The organism is Rhizobium sp. AAP43 (assembly GCF_001296045.1).
In the GTDB taxonomy this organism is placed as follows: Bacteria; Pseudomonadota; Alphaproteobacteria; order Rhizobiales; family Rhizobiaceae; genus Allorhizobium.
Genome location: NZ_LJHS01000035.1, coordinates 38,737 through 59,573, shown reverse-complemented (window position 1 = coordinate 59,573; position 20,837 = coordinate 38,737). Strand labels below are relative to the sequence as shown.

General features: G+C 59.2%; 22 protein-coding genes. 10 read left to right on the top strand and 12 right to left on the bottom strand.

What is annotated here, in order from left to right:
• Window positions 1-96: 96 nt before the first annotated feature.
• On the bottom strand, window positions 97-630 hold the full coding sequence (locus IP76_RS17305; protein WP_197278375.1) for a GNAT family N-acetyltransferase: 534 nt from the start codon (window positions 628-630) through the stop codon (window positions 97-99).
• Between the two features lie 287 nt (window positions 631-917).
• Between IP76_RS17305 and IP76_RS17300 the strand changes: the two genes are divergently transcribed.
• Together IP76_RS17300 and IP76_RS17295 are read left to right on the top strand one after the other, a co-directional pair.
• A complete protein-coding gene (locus IP76_RS17300; protein WP_054159484.1) occupies window positions 918-1,547 on the top strand; it encodes a 3'-5' exonuclease in 630 nt (209 codons plus the stop codon).
• 89 nt (window positions 1,548-1,636) lie between these two features.
• The gene (locus tag IP76_RS17295) at window positions 1,637-2,092 is read left to right on the top strand and encodes a CreA family protein (protein WP_245281495.1); all 456 of its coding nucleotides are present in this window, start codon (window positions 1,637-1,639) and stop codon (window positions 2,090-2,092) included.
• Window positions 2,093-2,158: 66 nt separating this feature from the next.
• Here the strand turns inward: IP76_RS17295 and IP76_RS17290 are convergent, their stop codons facing one another.
• From IP76_RS17290 to IP76_RS17275, 4 genes are all read right to left on the bottom strand, one after another.
• On the bottom strand, window positions 2,159-2,527 hold the full coding sequence (locus IP76_RS17290; RefSeq protein ID WP_054159482.1) for a hypothetical protein: 369 nt from the start codon (window positions 2,525-2,527) through the stop codon (window positions 2,159-2,161).
• Window positions 2,528-2,770: 243 nt separating this feature from the next.
• Window positions 2,771-3,235 carry a chemotaxis protein CheW gene (locus IP76_RS17285; protein ID WP_006725961.1) on the bottom strand — a complete coding sequence of 155 codons (465 nt, stop codon included), beginning with the start codon at window positions 3,233-3,235 and terminating at the stop codon, window positions 2,771-2,773.
• Window position 3,236: 1 nt separating this feature from the next.
• A complete protein-coding gene (locus IP76_RS17280) occupies window positions 3,237-5,201 on the bottom strand; it encodes a methyl-accepting chemotaxis protein (RefSeq protein WP_054159547.1) in 1,965 nt (654 codons plus the stop codon).
• 190 nt (window positions 5,202-5,391) lie between these two features.
• Window positions 5,392-6,183, bottom strand: coding sequence for a DUF2189 domain-containing protein (locus IP76_RS17275; protein WP_054159481.1), 792 nt, complete (start codon window positions 6,181-6,183; stop codon window positions 5,392-5,394).
• A gap of 133 nt (window positions 6,184-6,316) precedes the next feature.
• Here IP76_RS17275 and IP76_RS23355 point away from each other — a divergent pair, with 133 nt between their 5' ends.
• From IP76_RS23355 to IP76_RS17265, 3 genes are all read left to right on the top strand, one after another.
• Window positions 6,317-6,472, top strand: coding sequence for a hypothetical protein (locus IP76_RS23355; protein WP_197278373.1), 156 nt, complete (start codon window positions 6,317-6,319; stop codon window positions 6,470-6,472).
• Between the two features lie 136 nt (window positions 6,473-6,608).
• Window positions 6,609-7,208, top strand: coding sequence for an SCO family protein (locus IP76_RS17270; RefSeq protein ID WP_054159480.1), 600 nt, complete (start codon window positions 6,609-6,611; stop codon window positions 7,206-7,208).
• 145 nt (window positions 7,209-7,353) lie between these two features.
• Window positions 7,354-8,238 carry a 50S ribosomal protein L11 methyltransferase gene (locus tag IP76_RS17265; protein ID WP_054159479.1) on the top strand — a complete coding sequence of 295 codons (885 nt, stop codon included), beginning with the start codon at window positions 7,354-7,356 and terminating at the stop codon, window positions 8,236-8,238.
• Between the two features lie 157 nt (window positions 8,239-8,395).
• On the opposite strand, the gene IP76_RS23350 is transcribed toward IP76_RS17265, so the two are convergent.
• The gene (locus IP76_RS23350; RefSeq protein WP_054159546.1) at window positions 8,396-8,569 is read right to left on the bottom strand and encodes a hypothetical protein; all 174 of its coding nucleotides are present in this window, start codon (window positions 8,567-8,569) and stop codon (window positions 8,396-8,398) included.
• Window positions 8,570-8,829: 260 nt separating this feature from the next.
• Here IP76_RS23350 and IP76_RS17255 point away from each other — a divergent pair, with 260 nt between their 5' ends.
• Window positions 8,830-10,665: an aminopeptidase P family protein gene (locus IP76_RS17255; protein ID WP_054159478.1), complete on the top strand. Its 1,836-nt coding sequence runs from the start codon at window positions 8,830-8,832 to the stop codon at window positions 10,663-10,665.
• A 29-nt stretch (window positions 10,666-10,694) separates the two neighbouring features.
• On the opposite strand, the gene IP76_RS17250 is transcribed toward IP76_RS17255, so the two are convergent.
• Window positions 10,695-11,006, bottom strand: a complete 312-nt coding sequence (locus IP76_RS17250; protein ID WP_054159477.1) for an AzlD family protein — start codon at window positions 11,004-11,006, stop codon at window positions 10,695-10,697.
• Window positions 11,003-11,707, bottom strand: coding sequence for an AzlC family ABC transporter permease (locus IP76_RS17245; RefSeq protein WP_054159476.1), 705 nt, complete (start codon window positions 11,705-11,707; stop codon window positions 11,003-11,005). Before IP76_RS17245 ends, IP76_RS17250 begins: the two co-directional genes overlap by 4 nt.
• 138 nt (window positions 11,708-11,845) lie before the next feature.
• On the opposite strand from IP76_RS17245, the gene IP76_RS17240 reads away from it, so the two are divergent.
• Window positions 11,846-12,106 (top strand): DUF2164 domain-containing protein, encoded by a 261-nt coding sequence (locus tag IP76_RS17240; protein ID WP_054159475.1) that lies wholly within the window; start codon window positions 11,846-11,848, stop codon window positions 12,104-12,106.
• A 15-nt stretch (window positions 12,107-12,121) separates the two neighbouring features.
• Here the strand turns inward: IP76_RS17240 and panB are convergent, their stop codons facing one another.
• The 3 genes from panB to pncA form a co-directional block, all read right to left on the bottom strand.
• Window positions 12,122-12,949 carry a 3-methyl-2-oxobutanoate hydroxymethyltransferase gene (gene panB, locus IP76_RS17235; protein ID WP_054159474.1) on the bottom strand — a complete coding sequence of 276 codons (828 nt, stop codon included), beginning with the start codon at window positions 12,947-12,949 and terminating at the stop codon, window positions 12,122-12,124.
• Window positions 12,950-12,951: 2 nt separating this feature from the next.
• A complete protein-coding gene (gene panC, locus IP76_RS17230) occupies window positions 12,952-13,824 on the bottom strand; it encodes a pantoate--beta-alanine ligase (protein WP_054159473.1) in 873 nt (290 codons plus the stop codon).
• Window positions 13,825-13,919: 95 nt separating this feature from the next.
• Complete coding sequence (gene pncA, locus IP76_RS17225; RefSeq protein WP_054159545.1) at window positions 13,920-14,540, bottom strand: bifunctional nicotinamidase/pyrazinamidase; 621 nt, start codon at window positions 14,538-14,540, stop codon at window positions 13,920-13,922.
• 200 nt (window positions 14,541-14,740) lie between these two features.
• On the opposite strand from pncA, the gene IP76_RS17220 reads away from it, so the two are divergent.
• From IP76_RS17220 to IP76_RS17210, 3 genes are all read left to right on the top strand, one after another.
• Complete coding sequence (locus tag IP76_RS17220; RefSeq protein ID WP_054159472.1) at window positions 14,741-17,080, top strand: glucose/quinate/shikimate family membrane-bound PQQ-dependent dehydrogenase; 2,340 nt, start codon at window positions 14,741-14,743, stop codon at window positions 17,078-17,080.
• 142 nt (window positions 17,081-17,222) lie between these two features.
• Window positions 17,223-17,501, top strand: coding sequence for a DUF6074 family protein (locus IP76_RS17215; protein ID WP_054159471.1), 279 nt, complete (start codon window positions 17,223-17,225; stop codon window positions 17,499-17,501).
• Between the two features lie 166 nt (window positions 17,502-17,667).
• Window positions 17,668-18,267, top strand: coding sequence for a thymidine kinase (locus IP76_RS17210; RefSeq protein ID WP_054159470.1), 600 nt, complete (start codon window positions 17,668-17,670; stop codon window positions 18,265-18,267).
• A gap of 29 nt (window positions 18,268-18,296) precedes the next feature.
• Here the strand turns inward: IP76_RS17210 and IP76_RS17205 are convergent, their stop codons facing one another.
• Window positions 18,297-20,771, bottom strand: a complete 2,475-nt coding sequence (locus IP76_RS17205; RefSeq protein WP_054159469.1) for an ATP-dependent helicase — start codon at window positions 20,769-20,771, stop codon at window positions 18,297-18,299.
• Window positions 20,772-20,837: the final 66 nt, after the last annotated feature.

Here is a 20,837-nt window from a genome sequence, read left to right as displayed (position 1 = left end):
CGCCTCGAAAGTATAGGGGGCAGGACGGAAAAGGGAGACTATGGTGAAGGCTGGAGAGCCGCGAGCCGGTCTCCAGCCTGGGGTAATTTGCCATCCTCACAGCTTTCGAAGCCTGGCCATCGCCAGAGCATCGACAAAAGCGCCGTCGCGATATGCGTAAGCTCGGTGAATGCCCTCCCGCTCAAATCCGAAGCTTTCATAGAGCGCGATCGCGGACAGGTTGTCGGTGTAAACGGTCAACTCCAGACGGTGGAGATTGAGCCAGTTTTCGGCAATCGCCACGAGTTCGCCCAGCAAGGCTCTGCCAATGCCGCGCCGTTGGTAGAGATCGTGAACTCCCATGCCTATGCTGGCTGTGTGGCTTCGCCGTCCAGTCATCTGGTTTAGTCCGGCATTGCCGACCATGACGTCGCCTATGAAGCCAACAAGTGAAACGGCATTCGGGGCCATGCCCTCGATATGTTTCTTCACGTTCGGCGCGGAAGGGTATGGCATCCGAAGGGTCCCGCAGCGAAAGCCGGGAAGGCTCTGCAAGGCGGCCATGTCGTCAGCATCTTCAGGACGGATAGCCCTTATACGCAGATCTGCGGGCCATCGGGCGTCAGGGGCAATCGGACTGGGGGATGTCATATCGTTCATCTCTACTCTTCTTGAATGGGACAGGAGCAGAGACAATTTGCGACCCTGCTCGATTGGGCAGGGTTGGCGGGCTATGAAGGCAATTCAGCTTTCAGACACGCGCTTCCTGCACCGTTTTCCCATGAGAACGGTGGTTAGGTGAAGCGTCACGTTTGCCGAGCGGTTTGCAATCATGGCGTGATCATTGTCTGGGTTGCATGCCGTGTCAACTGTGTTGCGCGGTCCGCCTTTTCACCACGGTTGTTGTCCGAATCCTGGTGAAGGTTTAAGCCGAGGTCATGTCGAATATCTCTATTCCCTCCGGCAAAACGATTGCCATCGATTTTGAAACGGCCAATGAGGAACGGGGTAGTGCCTGTTCGGTCGGGCTTGCCTGGATTGAAGGCGGGGCGGTGACGCGCGTCGAAGAGCGTCTGATCCGTCCGAAATCGATGCGGTTTTCGTCGTTCAACATCGCGATTCATGGCATCCGACCCGAGCATGTCGAAGATGCTGCTGAATTTCCGGAGGTCATGGACGAGTTCGCTGATGACTTTGCCGGGGCGACCATGATTGCCCACAATGCGGCCTTCGATTTTTCCGTCTGGCGAGCATCACTGGACGTCTATCGTCTGGCTTATCCGAGTTTCAGCTATCTCTGTTCGGTCAAGATGGCCCAAAAGGTGTGGCCACACTTGCCTTCCCACAAACTCAATATTCTGGCCGGTCATCTCGGTCTGCGCTTCGTCCATCACAATGCCGCTGAAGATGCCGTTGTCTGTGCGGCAGCGTCCATCGCCATGGCTCGCGAAAAGGGCGTTGATCATGTGTTGGATCTTGCGCGCGTTATCAGTTTAACACCGGGAAGGTTGCACCCAACCGGCTATCAGGCTTGCTCCGTTTCGAAGCCGCTTCGCCGAGCCTTGTAACGAAGTCGTGAGTGCCTACGTCTTCATAGTGCAATTCCATGGAGGCCTGAATGGCTGTGAACAATCGCCTGCTGAAATCCGGACTGGTCATGCTGTTCGCTCTTGCCCCCGCTCTGGCGACTGCCGAAGTGGTGGGCCAGGTTGGTGTCGACTGGGTCGGCAACGACATCATCATCGAGGCCGTGAGCGATCCCGAGGTGAAGGGCGTCACCTGCCACGTCACCTATTTCGACCGGTCGATCATTGACCGGCTCAGCAAGGGCAACTGGTTTGAGGACCCCTCCAACAACTCGATCGCCTGCCGCCAGACCGGTCCGATCGAGATTGGTGATATCGATCTTTCAGAAGAGGGTGAGGAGGTGTTTCGCGAGGGCCGCTCGATCATCTGGAAATCACTGTATGTGAACAGGATCTACGACAAGACCAACGACACGCTGATCTATCTCATTCATTCGCGCCAGGTTGTCGACGGTTCAGCGAAAATGGCGATTTCGACTGTACCCCTGTTTGATCAGAAGGTCGTTTGGACCAAGGACAAGCCCTGAGTCGGAGTTGCAAAAGAAACCCCGGAGCCGATGGGCTCCAGGGCTTCGATGGGGAAATGTTCATCGTTACTTGACGTAGACGATCTTGCCGCCGTTTGCAGCCGTTTCAACGTCAATGACATTGGTGGCTTCGACGCTCTGGGCCTGCAGGGCCTGCATCAGGGCCGGATCGGCGCCAACTTCGGACTGGGCTTCAGCCATAGCGGCCTGATCCTTGGTGAGCTGCTCGAGGCGCGTATGCTCCTGGCGACCCTGGTCATTGTCCAGACTGTCAAGGCGGATGATGCTAACGCCATCCGTCATGGTGGTGGAACCAGTGGTGGTTGTCGAGTCGACCATTGGCGCTGCCGGAGCAGTGGTCTGGGCCATGGCTACGCCCGAGAGCGAAGTGATCGACATGGCGCCGGCGAGAGCGAGTTTAACAGCAGAATTCATGGTATTTCTCCTTGGGTTCCGTACAAAAACTTTCGCTTCGTCTGAAGCTATGGAGAAACGTGCGTCTGCCTTTCGAGTTCCACTTCACCTTAAGATATTTATTAATAATAACTAATCTTGATTTGTTGATATATTTGATCGCCGGGGCGATGTGATGCTTTGCGCTTACGGTGCGTTACGCAGAACGAAACACCAGCCCCGCTTTGGGCGAGGCTGGTGTTCCGGGAAGAGCGTCGGATGATGTCAGGCTGCCTGAGCCAGTTCGTCTGCAATGACGGTGTCGAGGTTCAGGAAGCAAACCATCGACTTTTCGAGGGCGACAATGCCGCGGCAGAAGGCGCGCTGGGCTTCCGGAATGATCTCCGGTGCCGGCTGCAGGTCTTCGCTTTTGATCGTCATCATGTCGGAAACCTGTTCGACCAGGAGGCCAACCAGCTTGCCGGCAATGTCGGTGACGATGATGGCAGCGCGCTCTGAGGGTTCGGTCATCTTCATGCCCAGGCGGCACGCCATGTCGATTACCGGGATCACCGCGCCGCGAAGGTTGATGAGGCCGAGGACGTAAGGCGGAGTATGGGGCATCGGCGTCACGGGCGCCCAGCCACGAATTTCGCGGATCGCCATGATGTCGATACAGAATTCCTGGTCGCCGAGATGGAAGGATACGATTTCCAGATAGGCGCCGGATTGCTTGATTGCATTGCTCATTTCAGAACTCTTCCCAGTGTTCTTGCGCCGGGGCATGGTTGGCCGATGCCATGGCGCTACGGTTGTATCTCGGTACCGCGCCAATAGCAGCGCGGGGACGAGGTGCTTCAGGTCTCACATCCGCTCTCGCCGGCTGTGCTCTTTCTGCATGAGCAGGGTCAGTTCCGTTCATCTTGAACTGCCCGACAAGGCGCGTGAGACCTTCTGCGTCGCTCGCCAAGGTATGGCTTGCCGCATTGGTCTGCTCCACCATCGCGGCATTCTGTTGCGTGACCTGATCCATTTGCCCGACGGCTGAATTGATCTCGCTCAGTCCCGTTGATTGTTCACGTGCGCTGGTAACGATTGCCTTAACGAGATCGTTGATTCTCAGAACTTCTTCGCCGATTCCGCTCAATGCTTGTCCAGCGGCGGTCACCAATTCGACCCCGGAGCGCACTTCGAGTGTCGATCTGTTCACCAGGGCCTTGATGTCCCGCGCCGCGTCCGTTGCGCGGCCTGCCAGAGCCCGGACTTCCTGAGCCACGACCGCGAAGCCCTTACCGGCTTCTCCCGCCCTTGCGGCCTCGACGCCCGCATTCAAGGCTAGGAGATTTGTCTGGAAGGCGATTTCGTCGATGACGTTGATGATCTTGCCGATCTCGCTCGACGCATCCTGGATGCGTCCCATTGCAGATGTGGCATCATTGACCACAGCGCCGGATTCCTCGGCTCTGTCCTTGGCCTGTGCCACGAGACGTGATGCCTCTTCTGCACGCTCTGCCGCACTATGTACGGTTGCAGTCAACTGCGCGAGTGCGGCTGAACTTTCTTCCAACGACGAGGCTTGTTGTTCGGTGCGCTTGGCGAGGTCATCGGCTGCCGCACGCATCTGCAAGCTGTTTGCCCGTATCGAGCTGCTGTTGACCGTGATCTCCTGCATGACTGCGCGAAGCTTGATGCTGACGGCATTGAAGTCGTGGCGCAGGCGCTCCAGATCGGTCGGGAAGGGTGTTACGATCTCCGTCGTCAAATCACCATCGGAAAGACGCATGAGGCCTGTAGCGAGCGCGTCTACGGCCGCCCGCAAGGCGCGGGTGTCTGCATCGAGGGCCGCCGCACGGCTTTCGCGCTGCTGTTCCGTGAGAAGGCGCTCGGCGGATGTCCGGCTCTCGAGGGATTGCTTTTCGATCGCTGCCTGTCGGAAGATTTCCGCCGAACGAGCCATGTCGCCGATCTCGTCTTGCCGTTCGCTCCCGTCGACATCGGTTTGATAATCGCCGTCAACGATGCGCTGCATGCTCGAGCGCACGGCTCGGATGCCGTTGACGATGGAATTGCCGTGAAGCAATTGCAGAAGCATAACGGTCAGAAACGCGATGGCGCCGGTCACAAGCTGGAAGATGAGGGACTGGCTGCTGCGCGATGTTGCCTCGGCCACATTTTGCTCGACGAGATTTCCGCCCTCTTTGGACAACTGGTTCAGTGCGTTGGATACGCGCTCTCCGGCTCCGTCAATGGCGTCATCGATAGCGCCGAATTCTGTTTCGGGTGCGCCGGTCTCGATAAGGCGCGGAAGGTCGACCTGGACTGCCTTCCTCAGTTCGGCGATGTCGGCGTCATAGTTGTCGAGGAGTGCACTGGCATTTGTTTCCGCAGCAATCGCCTTGAGGGATGGCAAATTGTCCCGCAGCAGGGTCAAGGCACCATCGATGATTGTCACGCGATCAGGTTGGATCTTGCCTTCACCACGGTCGATAATGCTGTCCATTGCTGCCAGCACCATGTTGGCGTTTGCCAACCTCATTTCATTGATCCGCTCGACCTCGTTCTGGATCTCGATGGAGTGATTGAGTGCTGAATCAAGCTTCGTGTTCTGGTACCAACCAATCCCCAGCATGGTACCTATACCCAGGATTGCGGCTGCTGCCAGAGTCAGTATGCGTTGCTTCACCGACATTCCGTGACCGGATTTGATCTGTGGCATTACGTCCCCATCAAGCTGCGGCATCTCGAGGCGGTGCCGCATACGCCCAAGTTCCAGATCTGGCGGGAAGGCGCGCGTGTTCGCAGCGATTCCCGGCTACGTGAAGAATCGCTTATATTGGTTAAATCGGAGCTAACGGTTGTTCCTGGGGTAGCCTAGTGCCTCCCAGAGTAGCTCTTCAGTCCCATAGTCACGGGTCTGTGGTGACGGCTTTTCGGTAAAGATGCCACGTTGCGTGACCGGCGATCGGCAGTACCACAAGCAAACCGAGGAATGCCGGGACCAGCGCGCCGATGGCGGCCCCGGCTACGATTGCACCGAAGAGAAGCATGGGTATCGGGTTCTCGATCACGCAACGAATGCTGGTCAGCATCGCCGTGATGAAGTCCAACTCGTGCTCCAGGAGAAGCGGCATGGAGACGACAGTCACGCTGAACAGGACGGTCGCGAGGACCGCGCCGACGATGGTGCCGACCAGGAGGAACAGAATGCCTTCCGGTGTCTGGGTCACGACATGTGCAAAACCTTCGAGCGTCGATGGAATGCGAAAGCCAAGGAAGAGGGCCATGAGGAGGCGGACCTGGTAGATCCAGATCCAGAAGATGAACAGCACGACGAAGGCCATCCACGACATCTGGCGTTCGCGCTGGCGGAACACTTCGGCGAGAACGCCGCGCCAGGTGATCGCCTCTCCTTGGTTCCTCCTTCGACTGATCTCGTAAAGGCCGACAGCGATAAAAGGCCCGACAAGGGGGAAGCCGATGGCGACCGGGATGATCATCCACGGCATATGATAGCGCGTTAGCATTACGGCTATAAACAGTCCGCCGAGGGCATAGATGCTGCCGAAGAATATGCCGAACAGGGGGTAGGCGCGAAAGTCCTGCCAGCCTGCGGCAAAACTCGCGAACACGTCGGACACCCTGATCCGATGGATCTGAGGTTTGCGAAGTACGGCGCCGTTCAAAGCCTGCTGTTCCATTTGTCCCTCCCAAGACTCGGATGCGCATCATACTTGGCTACAAAAGCGCATTCTCTTCCTTGATATCAGTCAAATCTCGTTGCCGTTCCGCTTGTTTGCCTTTTCTGCAAGCCTAAATCTTGTAATATGACGCATGTTCAGAACTCTTCAGCGTGACAAGATCCTGACGATCGCCCTGGTTACCACGGCGACATTGCTTGTCTGTGCCTTGGCCTTCATTGGCTGGATGCAGCATGGTTCGGCGATCTTCATTTCGCTGATCGATAGCGGCCTGGCTTACTGTTTGTAAAAGGCTGGCTGCGCCTTTTCTTTCCTTGGGCGTGACAAATGCGCGCCGTCTCGTGGTCCGCGTCGGGTAATTGTTGCGCAGACATCCTGGCGAGGGTATCCGCGAGGCGAAGCATAACAGATACGAGGCTCGCCTAATGAAAACGGTAAGGATCATTCTCTGGGCAGGCGTCCTGGCCATGGCCGGACTGCTCGCATGGCTGACATTTTCCGTCACGCGCTCCAGCGAGCAGATCGCGGAGGGGCCGTTCGGCGTGCCGTTCCAATTGGTTGACCAGCGCGGTCAGCCGATTACCGAGCAGGCGTTTCGCGGCAAGCCGACAGCGCTTTTCTTCGGCTTCACCCATTGCCCGGAAGTCTGCCCGACGACGCTGTTTGAACTCGACAGCTGGCTGAAGCAGGTCGACCCTGACAAGACGGGTCTGCAGGCCTATTTCATTACGGTCGATCCGGAGCGCGATACGCCGGAACTGCTGGGAACCTACATCTCCAACGTTACCGACCGGGTCACGGGAATCGGAGGCGACCCGGCCAAGGTTGCGGAGGTTGTGAAGGGCTTCCGGGTCTATGCCAAGAAGATCCCGCTTGATGAAAAGCAGCCCGACGGCGACTACACCATGGATCACACCGCATCTGTCTTCCTGCTTGACGCTGATGGGCGTTTCAAAGGTACGATCGCCTATGGTGAGAATCCTGAAACGGCGATCAAGAAGCTTGAGAACCTGAAAAAGGGTTGAGGGCGACGGCTGGGCTTTTCCGAAAAATGGAGCATTGGCGCCCGCGAAAATCCGTTCCGATTTTCGCGGCGATGCGCTAGCGGTTGCCTTGCCGGTGCCGGCGTTGTACCGCATGGCGGACCATTGAACTTTAAGGACTGCGCGCTTGAGTGAAATCCGCCTTTACGTCTCCACGACAGAAGATGGTGCAAATCGTATTCTCGACCTGATGAGCCTGGCTTTCGGGGAAGAGGATTTTGCGATCGCAACGACCGAGGTCGATGAAAAGGCCGATATCTGGGAGGCGTCCATCTATATGATGGCCGAGGACGAGGATGAGGTCCGGCCGCGCTTCGAGGGTTGCATCAAGGAGGATTTTCCCGACGCTATCGTGGCGCGCGAGATCATTCCCGACATTGACTGGATCGCCAAGTCGCTTGAAGGCTTGAAGCCGGTGCGGGCAGGGCGCTTCCTGGTGCATGGTTCGCACGACCGCGACAAGGTGCAGCCGCATGATCTTGCGATCGAAATCGATGCCGGTCAGGCCTTCGGTACGGGCCATCACGGCACGACGGCCGGTTGCCTGGAAGTGATTGAGACCGTGGTACGCTCGCGCAAAGTCCGTAACGCGCTGGATCTGGGCACCGGCAGCGGTGTTCTGGCCATCGCGGTGCGCAAGATGATCAAGGTGCCGGTGCTGGCGACGGATATCGATCCGATCGCGGTGCGTGTCGCGCGCGACAACGCTAGACGCAACAAGGTCGTCGAGGGGATCGATTTTCGAACTGCGCCTGGCTTCCATTCCACCGCTTTCGCCCAGCACGCGCCCTTTGATCTGATCATTGCCAATATTCTGGCGCGACCTCTTATCAAGATGGCACCGCAGCTGGTGCAGCATCTGGCCAAGGACGGCTCGGTAATCCTGTCGGGTATTCTGGCGGCACAGCGCTGGAAGGTGATATCGGCCTACAGCGGCGCTGGCCTTTCTCATGTGCGAACGATCTGGCGCAATGGCTGGGTGACCATCCACTTCACGCAAGGCAAGGGTTGATCCCTAACGTCAGTTTGCAAAGCTTGCGTCATGCAAAAGAATAGGCGGCTCATCGCTGAGCCGCCTTGGGCACCACATGTCGAGTGCCATTCCGCGAGCCCAACGACAGCGGCTCAAGCGGATACTACTCGTAAGCGCGCCGGGAGCGCGGTAAGTCTCAGAAAATAGCGCGCTGGGCCGGACGACGGCGGAGTTCTTCGCGGGTGACGCCGATGGCCTTCAACGAGGCGTCGTCGAGCGAGAGCAGGGCGCCGGTGGCATAGAGGTCGGCGCGGCGTTGACGTGCTTCGACAAGATTGTTGAAGGCAGTGCGCAGGAAAGACTGTGCCATCTCTCTGATCCTTTTCGGTTGCAGCGCATCAACAGCGCCGGTGATGACCCTGATATAGGGGAAATGCGGGCGTTCAGGCAGAGGGCTTCCCTCACGGGAGGCCTGCGTATGCTGCATAGCAACATGAGCGATGTTGAAAATTTGGACAAGGGCGCGGGGCAGCCCGATGGACGGCAGGTCCATCCCATGAGGTGGATGGGCAGGCAGGTAGCGAGTTGCTATAAGCGACGCAGGATTCCCATTCATTGTGCAGGCATGTCATGTTTCAGTCATTCGACGTCAAATCCACACCCGAGCACGGCAAGGCGCGGATCGCTGCGCTGAGAGGGCTTTTTACCGAACTGGCGGTCGACGCCATCCTCGTGCCGCGCTCTGACGAATTCCTTGGTGAGTATGTTCCAGCCTCTGCCGAGCGGCTTTTGTGGGCAACGGGCTTTACCGGTTCTGCGGGCCAGTTGTTGGTCACCGAGAGTTCGGCAATCGTCTTTGTTGACGGTCGTTATGTGACCCAACTTGACCAGCAGGTCGATACCACCGTCTTCACGCGCGGGGATCTTGTCGGCGAGCCACCGCATAAGTGGATCCTGACCCATGCCAATGCTGGCTTTCGCCTCGGTCTCGATCCCTGGATGCATACAGGCGCCGAAGTGCGCCGTATAGAAAGGGCGCTGGCGGACAAGGGGGGCACGCTCGTGCTTCTGCCGTTTAATCCTGTCGATCGTTTGTGGACAGATCGCCCGGCCGAGCCGCTTGGACCTGTGTCCATACAGAGAGAATCGCTCGCCGGCATGCCGGCCGGAGAAAAGCTATCGCGCATCGCACGCGAACTTTCGGACAAGAAGCTCGATGCGGTGCTGGTGACCGATCCCTCGTCTGTGGCGTGGATCTTCAATATTCGCGGTGCCGACGTTCCGCACACGCCGCATCCGCTTTCGCGTGCGATCATCACCGCCAACGGCAAGGCCCAACTCTTTGTCGACGGCCGCAAGATCAATTCGGATGTCGGCTTCTATCTCGGCGACCTCTGCGAACTGGTCGATCCAAGCCTCCTTGCCAAACGTCTTGAAGAGCTTGCAGCGGGCGGGCGCCGAATCCTTGTGGATCCCGACCTGACCTCGTTTGCCCTCATCTTCATGATCCGCACCTTTGGTGGAGAGGTCATCGAAGGCGATGATCCGGCAAAGCTTGGCCGGGCGGTGAAGAACAAGACGGAGCTCAACGGGTCCGCTGCCGCACATCTTCAGGACGGGGTGGCCGTCGTCGAGTTCTTGCACTGGTTCGGTGCGCAGCCGCCTGGCAGCCTGACCGAAATTGCGGCTGCAAAGGCACTCGAAGGGAGCCGATTGCGGGTCGGCGAGCGGATGCAAAACCCGCTCAAGGATCTGTCCTTTGAAACCATTGCCGGTGCCGGCGAACATGCCGCGATCATGCACTACCGTGTGACGACGGATAGCGATCGGAGCATCAACGATGGCGAGATGTTCCTGATCGATTCCGGTGCGCAATATGTGAACGGCACGACCGACATTACCCGGACGGTCGCAGTTGGCTCGGTCTCAGACGAGCAGCGGCGTTTCTTCACGCTGGCGCTGAAGGGCATGATTGCGATCAGCACGGCCCGTTTTCCAAAGGGAACGCGTGGCTGCGATCTCGATCCGCTCGCTCGTATAGCGCTGTGGAAGGCTGGAGCCGACTTTGCCCATGGCACGGGCCACGGCGTCGGTTCCTATCTCTCCGTTCACGAAGGGCCACAGCGGATTGCGCGTCTGTCGACGCAGGAACTACTGCCCGGTATGATCCTGTCTAACGAGCCGGGTTATTATCGCCCCGGTAGCTTCGGCATCCGGATTGAAAACCTGATCTATGTGCGGGAGGCTGAGGCGATCGACGGCGGGGATCAGCCGATGCTCGGCTTCGAGACACTAACCTTCGTGCCAATCGATCGTCAGCTGATTGTTGAAGATCTGTTGACGCGGGACGAACTGCGCTGGCTCGACGACTATCACGCCCAGACACGCGCGGCGCTGCTGCCGTTGATCGAGGATGCCTCGGTTAAAGCCTGGCTCGAGCAGGCGACAGAGCCTTTCGGGCGCTGACCGGAGGCTTGGCGCAACCCCGTGCGCGACTAGACGAGAAACTGGCGGGCCAGCATTACCACGGCCCAGCCGGTGATCAGGATCGGGATTGCGGAAAAACGAAAACCGACCAGGAGGGCCGCGAGCATCGCGGCCTTTACATCAAGGCCGCCAGAAAAGAAGGCCGGCGCGACGAGCGTGGTCAGAACGGCTGCCGGCACGGCGTTCAGCGCGGCTTCCAGCCGTGGCGGCATGACTTCCAACCGCTTGACGAGAAAATAACCGCCGATCCTGGTGAGGAAGGTTGCGGCTGCTGCCACTGCAATCAGCATTGTCATGTAAGGGGTGAGAAGGGTGCTCATTGCGCAGCCTCCTTCTGCTCGCGGCGTGGTGGCGGCAAAAGCGCTGCGAGTGCTATGCCGGCAAGTGCTCCGATGCTGATGTGCCAGGGTGAGCCGACCAGATGCTGCGCGAGAATGGAAACGGCGGCACTGACCACGACGATGGTGAGGAAATTGTCACGCCGGCGAAAACTGAGCACCAGTCCCATGAAATAGAGCGGAAGGAGGATGTCGATCCCCCACGATGCCGGGTCTCCCATGATCGATCCGACCAGCCCGCCTACGGAGGTCAGGATCACCCAGGGCATGTAGATCATCGCGCCGAAACCGAAATACCAGGAGAAGGTCACTGGCCTGCCGGCTTCGCCACGCGAGAGCGTTTCGGCAAATTGCGGATCGGTCAGGAGAAAAAAGCTCAGCGCCTTTTGTGGCCCGGTGAAATGGTCCATGAAGGGCGTGATCGCTGCAGAGTAAAGGATGTGGCGAAAGTTCACCGCAAGGATCGACAGCACGATCACCCACATAGGCACGGCTTGGCCGAAAAGCTCGATGCCGACCAATTGGCTGGCACCGGCAAAGACGGTCGCACTCATCAGCGTCGCCTCAGCGACAGTCTGGCCATTGGCGACCGCAACAGCGCCAAAGAGGATGGCGAAGGGGCCGGCGGAAATGATGACGGGCAGGGCGCGGATGGCGCCCTCGAAAAAGTCTGAACGGGACATGCTGTTCTCTCGTGTCGCATCTTCAGCTAACCTGTTCGCCCGTGCTCCGCAAACCAATAGGTTTGATGGAACGGCCAGAAGGATTGATGCCCAGACATGGCTCGACCGCGTTCATAGCGGCAGAAAGGAGATCCGGCATTGGCCCGAGACGGTATCGACAAGACGCTGGACAGGCAGGCGCTGGAAAAGGTCGCCCTGAAGATCAAGGCACATTTGAGCGATGAATTGGCCCTCGACATCGGCCGCTTTGAGGCCGAGGGTCTTGTCGAAGCGGTGGCGGCGCTTATCGGTCCGCACTTTTACAATGAGGGTCTGAGAGATGCTCAGGCGCTTCTTGCGCGGCAAGTTGATGAGATCAACGACGCGCTGTTCGAGATGGAGCAGCCAACGGATCGCTGACCGCTCCGGTAGCGCTTATTTCTTCGTCCGGATCTGGAATGTGTGTTCCGGCCCCGGAAAGCTGCGTGCCTTCACCTCCTCAGCATAGTCAGCGACGGCCTTGTCGATGACATTGGCCAGCGCTGAGAAGTGCTTCACGAAACGCGGCTTGAACTCGTTGAACAGGCCGAGCATGTCGTCGGAGACGAGGACCTGACCATCACAGGCAGGTGACGCCCCGATACCGATCGTGGCTGCTGCAACATTGGCGGTGATTTCGCGGGCCAGCGGCTCCACCGTGCCTTCGATGACCATGGCAAAGGCGCCTGCTTCATCGATGGCGCGGGCGTCGCGCCGGATCTTGTCCTGCTCCGCTTCGCTGTGACCCTTGGAGCGATAGCCACCGGATGTGTTGACCTGCTGCGGCATCAGTCCGATGTGACCGAAGACAGGAACACCGCGGCTGACCAGGAAGGCCACAGTTTCTGCCATTTCCTCGCCGCCCTCAAGCTTGACGCCGTCACAGCCCGTTTCCTTCATCAGGCGAACGGAGTTGCGGAACGCCTGCTCCTTGCTCTCCTGATAGGAGCCAAAGGGCAGGTCGACGATGACGCAGGCACGGGAGGCACCGCGCATGGTCGCCTGACCATGGGCGATCATCATGTCCATGCTGACGCCGACCGTTGTGTCCATGCCGTAGAGCACCATGCCGAGGCTGTCGCCGACCAGGAGAAGGTCGCAGTGCCTGTCGAGAATCCGCGCGACCGGCGTCGTATAGGCCGTGAGCGATACGATCGGCCGGATGCCCTTGAGGGCCGAGATGTCCGCCGGGGTGAAACGCTTCTGACGTGGGGGGGTGCTCATGGTTACGCGGCCTCCATGCCGGTGGCGGCCGCTTGGCCGATAATGCGGTTGTCGAGAAGTCTAGTCGCGCCGAAGCGCACATAGAGAAGCACCAGCGCAGGGCCGTCGATCGTCTCCATACGCTCCAGCGTGCGGGGATTGCGGATCGCGACCACTTCGGGATTGGCCAGGGGTTCGCGGCGCAAGTAGTCGGTAAGTTTTGCTTCCAGCGCTTTCGCATCGCGGATGCCGTTCAAGAGCAGTCGCTCGGCTTCGGCAAGGGCCTTTGGCACGATCACGGCCGCAGCCCGTTCCTTCGCCGACAAATAGACATTGCGGGACGAGCAGGCGAGGCCGTCGGGTTCGCGCACGGTTGCCACCGGAACGATCCTGACCGGCTGGGCGAGATCCTCCACCATTTTCTGGATGATCGTGACCTGCTGATAGTCCTTTTCGCCGAAATAGGCGGCATCGGGCTGGACGATGTTGAACAGTTTCGTCACCACGGTGGCGACGCCGGCAAAGTGGCCGGGGCGGGCTTCGCCTTCGAGCTCCGAGCCGAGTTTCGGCAGGTCAACGACCGTCTGCATCGGTTGCGGATACATGTCGGCGACCGTCGGTGCGAAGAGAATGTCAACGCCACCCTCTTCGAGCAAGGCCCTGTCGCGTTCCAGGTCGCGCGGATATTTCTCCAGATCCTCGTTCTGGCCGAATTGCAACGGATTGACGAAGATCGAGACGACCGTCACGTCGTTTTCAGACTTCGAATTTCCGACCAGAGTCAGATGGCCCTGGTGCAGGTAGCCCATGGTCGGTACGAAGCCGATCGTCTGGCCGGCGCGGCGGTGCGGCTTCAGCCTTTCCCGCAATTCGGCGATCGTGGTGATGACGTCCATATGCGGCGTCCTCCCTCTTAAGTCTTCGGCTGGGCTCTAACGCGTGGCGCAAAAAAAGGCAATCGCACAGATGCTTTGCGCTTCCGCCTACAATCTCAGATGTCGCTGCTCTGGATGATCTCGACGCCCGCAGCGCGCATGGTGGAGAGAGCATCGTCAACACCCTTCGGATCAATGCCACGGCAGCCATCCGCAATCAGGCGGATCTTCACGCCTGGCAGCATGTCGACTGCATCAAGCGCCGAGAATTGCACGCAGTAGTCTGTGGCGAGCCCCATGATGTCGAGTTCCGTGACGTTTCGGTCGCGCAGATACGCTGCAAGGCCGGTCAGGGCGGATCGGTCGTTGTCGCGGAAGGCGGAGTAGCTGTCGACGGCCGGGTTCTCTCCCTTGCGCTGGACGTATTCGATGGCGCTTACGTTCAGCTCTGGATGAAATTCGGCGTCCGGTGTGCCTTGCACGCAGTGGTCCGGCCACATCACCTGAGGTTGGCCGGAAAGCTCGCCCATATCGAAGGGTGTCTTGCCTGGATGCTGAGATGCAAAGCTGCCGTGATTGGCCGGATGCCAGTCCTGCGAAGCGACGACAAGATCATAGTGGCCACTGTTCATCAGGCTGTTGGCGATCGGCACGATGTCCGCTCCCTCTGCGACCGGCAGGTTTCCACCCGGGCAGAAACCGTTCTGAATATCGATCAGCAGCAAGGCCTTGGTCATGTCGCGCTCCATCTGTGTGCGGTGCAAGATGGCAAGTGCCGCTCTTCCAATCAAGGCCGGCATCCTGATTTCTTGCTGCCAAAACGTGGCCTGTCCTGAGGTTGGCGAAAAAGGAACAATTGCGGATTTGCCACGTTTGGCACAGGTCGCCATCGCTTAACGGGGGATGGTCTTATTTCGATATATGATTGGACTTGAACATGCTCCTGACCCTTACTGCGGTCGTCTTCGGCTTGCTGGGCCTTGTGCTCGGCGGCGGCGGCGCACAATTGCTTCTGCTTGGTGGCAGCGCCTATTACTTCATTGCCGGTATGGTGTTTCTGGCTACCGCATTCCTTCTGTACAGGCGGCGCGCTGAAGCGCTCTGGCTCTACGGCACCTTCATCGTTGGCAGCCTCATCTGGGCTGTTTACGAGGTTGGTTTTGACTGGTGGCAGCTTGGACCGCGCGGTGGCTTGGTCGTTGTCCTCGGTCTCTGGTTGATGCTGCCGCCACTGCGCCGAGGTTTGCACCCCGATCGGCAGACTGGCCGCTGGAACGTCGGATTTTTAGCGCTCGGCCTGCCTGTTTTGCTGTCGGTGGTGGTCGCGGGCATTTCACTGCTGAGCGACCCCTATGATCGTCGAGGCCAGCTTCCAACCGATCAGGTCGTGGCCGCGCCCAATCTCGGCAATGACATTCCCGATGGGGACTGGCATCAGTATGGCCGCACGCAGTTCGGTCAGCGCTATTCGCCTCTGACGCAGATCAATACGGAGAACGTCAAGGATCTCAAGGTCGCCTGGACCTATCAGACCGGCGACGTCAAGCTGCCGCAGGATGTGGGCGAGACGACCTATCAGGTGACGCCGCTCAAGGTTGGCAATACCCTCTATCTCTGCACGCCGCACAATTGGGCGATCGCCATCAATGCGGAAACTGGCAAGGAAATCTGGAAATATGATCCCAATGCCGGACTAAACCCGGATCGTCAGCACCAGACCTGCCGGGGCGTGACTTATTATGCTGATCTAACGGCGACACCCGGTGCCGCCTGCGCCACCCGTGTCTACCTGCCGACGTCAGATGCGCGACTGATCGCACTTGATGCGACGAATGGGACCGTGTGCGAAAGTTTCGCCGACAATGGCATGCTGCAGCTCGAAGCAAACATGCCTTTCAATCCTGCGGGCTATTATTATTCGACGTCGCCACCGGTCGTCGTCGGCAACAAGATCATCGTCGGTGGCGCCGTCAACGACAACTACTCAATCCAGTCTCCCTCGGGCGTCATTCGCGCCTTCGATGTCAACACTGGCGAGCTTTTGTGGAACTGGGACAGCGGCAATCCTGAGCGGACAGAACCGCTGGCGCCAGGTGAAACCTATACGGCCAACTCGCCGAACAGCTGGTCGGTCTTTTCGGTCGATGAAGAACTCGGGCTTGTCTACATCCCGCTTGGCAATCGCACGCCCGACCAACTTGGCATGGGACGGACCGAGGCGGTGGAGCGGCATTCCTCGTCGATCGTGGCCCTCGACGTGAATACGGGTCGAGATCGCTGGGTGCGCCAGACCGTCCACCACGATCTCTGGGATATGGATGTGCCCGCACAGCCAGTCCTTCTGGACATCACCAATGCTGAAGGTCAGGTGGTTCCCGCTCTCGTCGGGCCGACGAAGCAGGGGGATATCTATGTGCTTGACCGACGCAGCGGCGAGCCGATCATTCCTGTTACCGAACTACCGGCACCTGGCGGCGCCATCGCGGATGATTTTGCCGCCCCGACCCAGCCGATCTCCGGTTTGACCTTCCGCCCGCCAACGCTTGAAGAGCGCAACATGTGGGGCCTTAGCATCGTCGACCAGATGATGTGCCGCATTGCCTTCCGGCAACTGCGTTACGAGGGTCAGTATACGCCGCCATCGCTTGAGGGCACGCTCGTCTATCCCGGTAATTTCGGCACCTTCAACTGGGGCTCGGTTGCGGTGGATCCTGAGCGTCAGGTGATGTTTGGCATGCCGACCTATCTCGCTTTCACGTCCAAGCTGGTTCCGCGTGCGGACATTCCGCCAAAGGTGGAAGGTGCAACGGGTTCGGAGCAGGGTCTCAATCGCAACGAGGGTGCATCCTATGGTGTTGTCATGGGGCCGTTCCTGTCGCCGCTCGGCATTCCCTGCCAGGCGCCACCATGGGGGACTGTTGCAGGTGCTGACCTTCGTACCGGCAAGATAGCCTATCAGCATCGCAATGGCACGGTTTACGACATGACGCAGCTGCCGCTGCCGTTCAAGGTCGGGGTACCCGGGATCGGCGGCCCCATGATCACAAAGGGCGGCGTGGCGTTCCTCGGTGCCGCGGTTGACGACTATCTACGCGCCTACGATCTAACGACTGGCGACCAGTTGTGGGAAGCCCGGTTGCCCGCCGGCGGTCAGGCAACGCCGATGACCTACGCGCTCGACAACGGAAAGCAATATGTCGTCATGGTCGCGGGCGGGCATGGCTCCGTCGGCACCAAGCCGGGCGATTATGTGATCGCTTATACGCTGGCTGATTAAGCCTTCAAAACCTGACTTTCGACACGCCCGGCCATGCCGGGCGTGTCTGTATTCGGAACACCTCCAAAGGATTGGGTTCGACTCGAAACGGAACGTTAACCATCTGATTCTAAACCCATGCTGTTACCTGAGGATGTTTTGCATGGGTGTATCCGCCATGACTGGCCAGACTGTTTCGACCATCGCCTTCTTTCCACTCGCGAGCCGTCGGGACCTGGTCCGGCGTTCGGCCGTCGAACTCGACAAGCTGAATGGCCATGCAGCCGAACAATTCTGGAAGGCGACCTGCCGCGGGCTCGGTCAGGAACTGCTGGCTCTCGGCTGCCCGGACGACGAAATGCGCGCCGAGGTTATGGACTTTCAGGCAGCAGTTCAGATCGAGCTGATGTGGCTGCACCGGGATGAAGCCGCGCAAGGCTGATATTCTCTCTTCGTCGCCAAGTATGAGCCCCCTTCGACGCGTCGAGGGGGCTTTTGTTTGAATCTTGTGTGCAGTTGCTGTTGGCAACCCGGTGTCGCGCTTGCGCCACGCGGGCCACGTCCTTTATTGGGGCCAGACGGAAACCTCACAGACAGCGAACCCGCATTTGGCCAAGCTCCATTTCATCTATGCCACCATGAATGCTGGCAAATCGACGCTTCTTCTTCAGGCGGCCTACAACTATAAAGAGCGCGGCATGCGGGTCGCGACCTTCATCAGCGCAATCGATAATCGCGTCGGTAAAGGCTGGATCGGATCCCGCATCGGGTTGAAGGCCGAAGCCGATGCCTTCGGGCCTGAAGACGACCTGTTCGCTGCCGTAAAGGCCGATCACATGGCATCGCCTTTGTCCTGCGTCTTTGTTGATGAAGCGCAGTTCCTGACGGCGGATCAGGTCTGGCAATTGGCGCAGATCGTTGATGCGTTGGACATTCCGGTCATGGCCTATGGATTGCGCACCGATTTTCGCGGTGAACTCTTTCCCGGTTCCCAGGGGCTGCTGGCCATCGCTGACGAATTGACCGAAGCGCGGTCCATCTGCCATTGCGGACGAAAGGCGACCATGGTTGTGCGCATGGGCGAGGACGGCAAGGCGCTCAAGGATGGCGCCCAGGTGATGATTGGTGGCAACGAGACCTATATGTCGCTCTGCCGCCGCCACTGGCAGGCCGCGTTTGCGGCCGAGGAAGTGCTGAAGAGCGCTTGAAGCGCTCCTCGGCCTGCGTGCATGTCGTCTCAGACCGGTGCGACGAACCCGTCCAGAACCCGCTTCTGGCCGGCGCGATCAAAATCGATCGTCAGCTTGTTGCCTTCGATCGATGCGATGTTTCCGTTGCCGAATTTGATGTGGAAGACGCGGTCGCCGACTGAATAGCGTGACGGCTCGGATGTGGTTGACTTCGCCACCAGTTCGCCATCGATGGTTTTTGCCCGTGGTCCGCTTTCGCCATAGCCGATGCGCTCGACGGCGTGACCGGAACGGCTCCCCCAATTATCGCGCGTGGCGTCGGTCTTGTTGGCTTGAGCTCGCTTCCAGCCCGGCGTGGAATAGCTGTTCTGGAACGGCTCCTGCTTGTCGAAGCGCGACTGGCCATAGGGGTTTCGGCCATAGCCGCCATAGCTGGTCTCGGTTTCGGCCACCTCGACATGGGCGGGCGGCAATTCGTCGAGGAAGCGCGACGGCATGGTTGACTGCCACAGGCCGTGGATGCGGCGGTTCGAGACAAACCAGATATGGCAGCGGCGCTTGGCACGGGTGATGCCAACATAGGCGAGGCGGCGTTCCTCTTCGAGGCCAGACCGGCCGCCTTCGTCGAGCGCGCGCTGATGCGGAAACAGTCCTTCTTCCCAGCCGGGCAGGAAGACTGTTTCGAATTCCAGACCCTTGGCGGAATGCAGCGTCATGATCGAGACGGCGTCGAGGTTTTCATTGGTCTCGGCATCCATTACGAGCGAGACGTGTTCGAGGAAGCCGCGCAGGCTTTCGAAGGCTTCCATCGAGCGGATGAGTTCCTTCAGGTTCTCAAGCCGCCCCGGCGCTTCTGCGGATTTGTCATTCTGCCACATCGCGGTGTAGCCGCTCTCATCGAGAATCTGCTCGGCAAGCTCGGTATGCGGTGTATTGTCCAGCAGGGATTGCCAGCGACGGAAATCGGTGACGACATCGAAAAGCGCCTTGCGGGCTTTCGGCTTCAACTCGTCGGTCTCGATGATGTCGCCCGCTGCCGCGAGCATCGGGATGTCGCGCGCCCGGGCATAGTCGTGCAGATTGCGGATCGTCGTGTCGCCGAGGCCGCGCTTCGGCGTGTTGACGATGCGCTCGAAAGCGAGGTCGTCGGCTGGCTGACAGACGAGCCGGAAATAAGCCATGGCATCGCGGATTTCGAGCCGCTCATAGAAGCGCGGGCCGCCGATGACGCGGTAGTTCAGGCCAAGCGTGACAAAGCGATCTTCGAACTCGCGCATCTGGAAGGAGGCGCGCACCAGGATCGCCATGTTGTTTAGCGGATGCTGGTTGCGCTGCAGCTGCTCGATTTCCTCGCCGACGGCACGGGCTTCCTCTTCCGAATCCCAAGCGGCGTGAACCACGACCTTCTCGTCATTCGGGTCGACACGGTCGGTGAAAAGCGTTTTGCCGAGGCGGCCTTCATTATGGGCAATCAGATGGCCGGCAGCGCCGAGGATATGTTCGGTCGAGCGATAATTGCGCTCGAGTTTGATGACCCTTGCGCCGGGGAAGTCCTTGTCGAAACGCAGGATGTTGTCGACTTCCGCGCCGCGCCAGCCATAGATCGACTGGTCGTCGTCGCCGACGCAGCAGACATTCTGTGCGACGCCCGGCGGACGCTGGGCAAGCAGCCGCAGCCACATGTACTGAGCGGTGTTGGTGTCCTGATACTCGTCGACCAGGATGTATTTGAACCGCTGGTGATATTCCTTCAGGAGATCCGGATTGGCCTTGAACATGCGGATCGGATGCAGAAGAAGGTCACCGAAATCACAGGCATTCAGCGTCTTCAATCGGTTCTGGTAAGCGGCATAGAGTTCGCGTCCCTTGCCGTTTGCGAAGGCACGGGCATCACCCTCGGGGATTTGCGCCGGGTCCAGGCCCTTGTTCTTCCACCCATCGATCATGCCGGCGAACTGCTTGGCCGGCCAGCGCTTGTCGTCGATGCCTTCGGCCTGGATCAACTGTTTGATCAGCCGGACAACGTCATCCGTATCGAGAATCGTAAAATCCGACGACAGGCCGACCAGTTCTGCATGGCGGCGCAGCAGCTTGACGCCGATCGAGTGGAATGTGCCGAGCCAGGGCATGCCCTCCACCTGTCCGCCGACGAGGAGGCCAATGCGCTCCTTCATCTCGCGTGCCGCCTTGTTGGTGAAGGTGACGGCGAGGATCTGACTCGGGAAGGCGCTGTTGGTTGCCAAAATATGCGCGATGCGGGTGGTGAGAACGCGTGTCTTGCCTGTGCCAGCGCCTGCCAGCACGAGGACGGGACCGTCGACGGTCTCCACGGCCTCACGTTGCTCGGGGTTCAGGCCGGACAGATAGTCGGGTGCGCGTGCCTGATCGCGAGCCGCCATGGCGCGCGCCGCAATTCCAAGACCACCCCCTGCTGCCGGTGGGGCAGGCGCAGGTTCGATGCTCTTCTTGCGTGGTGCCGGCTCTTCGTCGAAGAAGGGAATGTCGTCAAAACCGTTACTCATGCGGCCCAATGTAGTGATTCGGGTTGGAAAGGCCAGTGCGGGCGTTCTGGTTTTATTCCCGTCCAC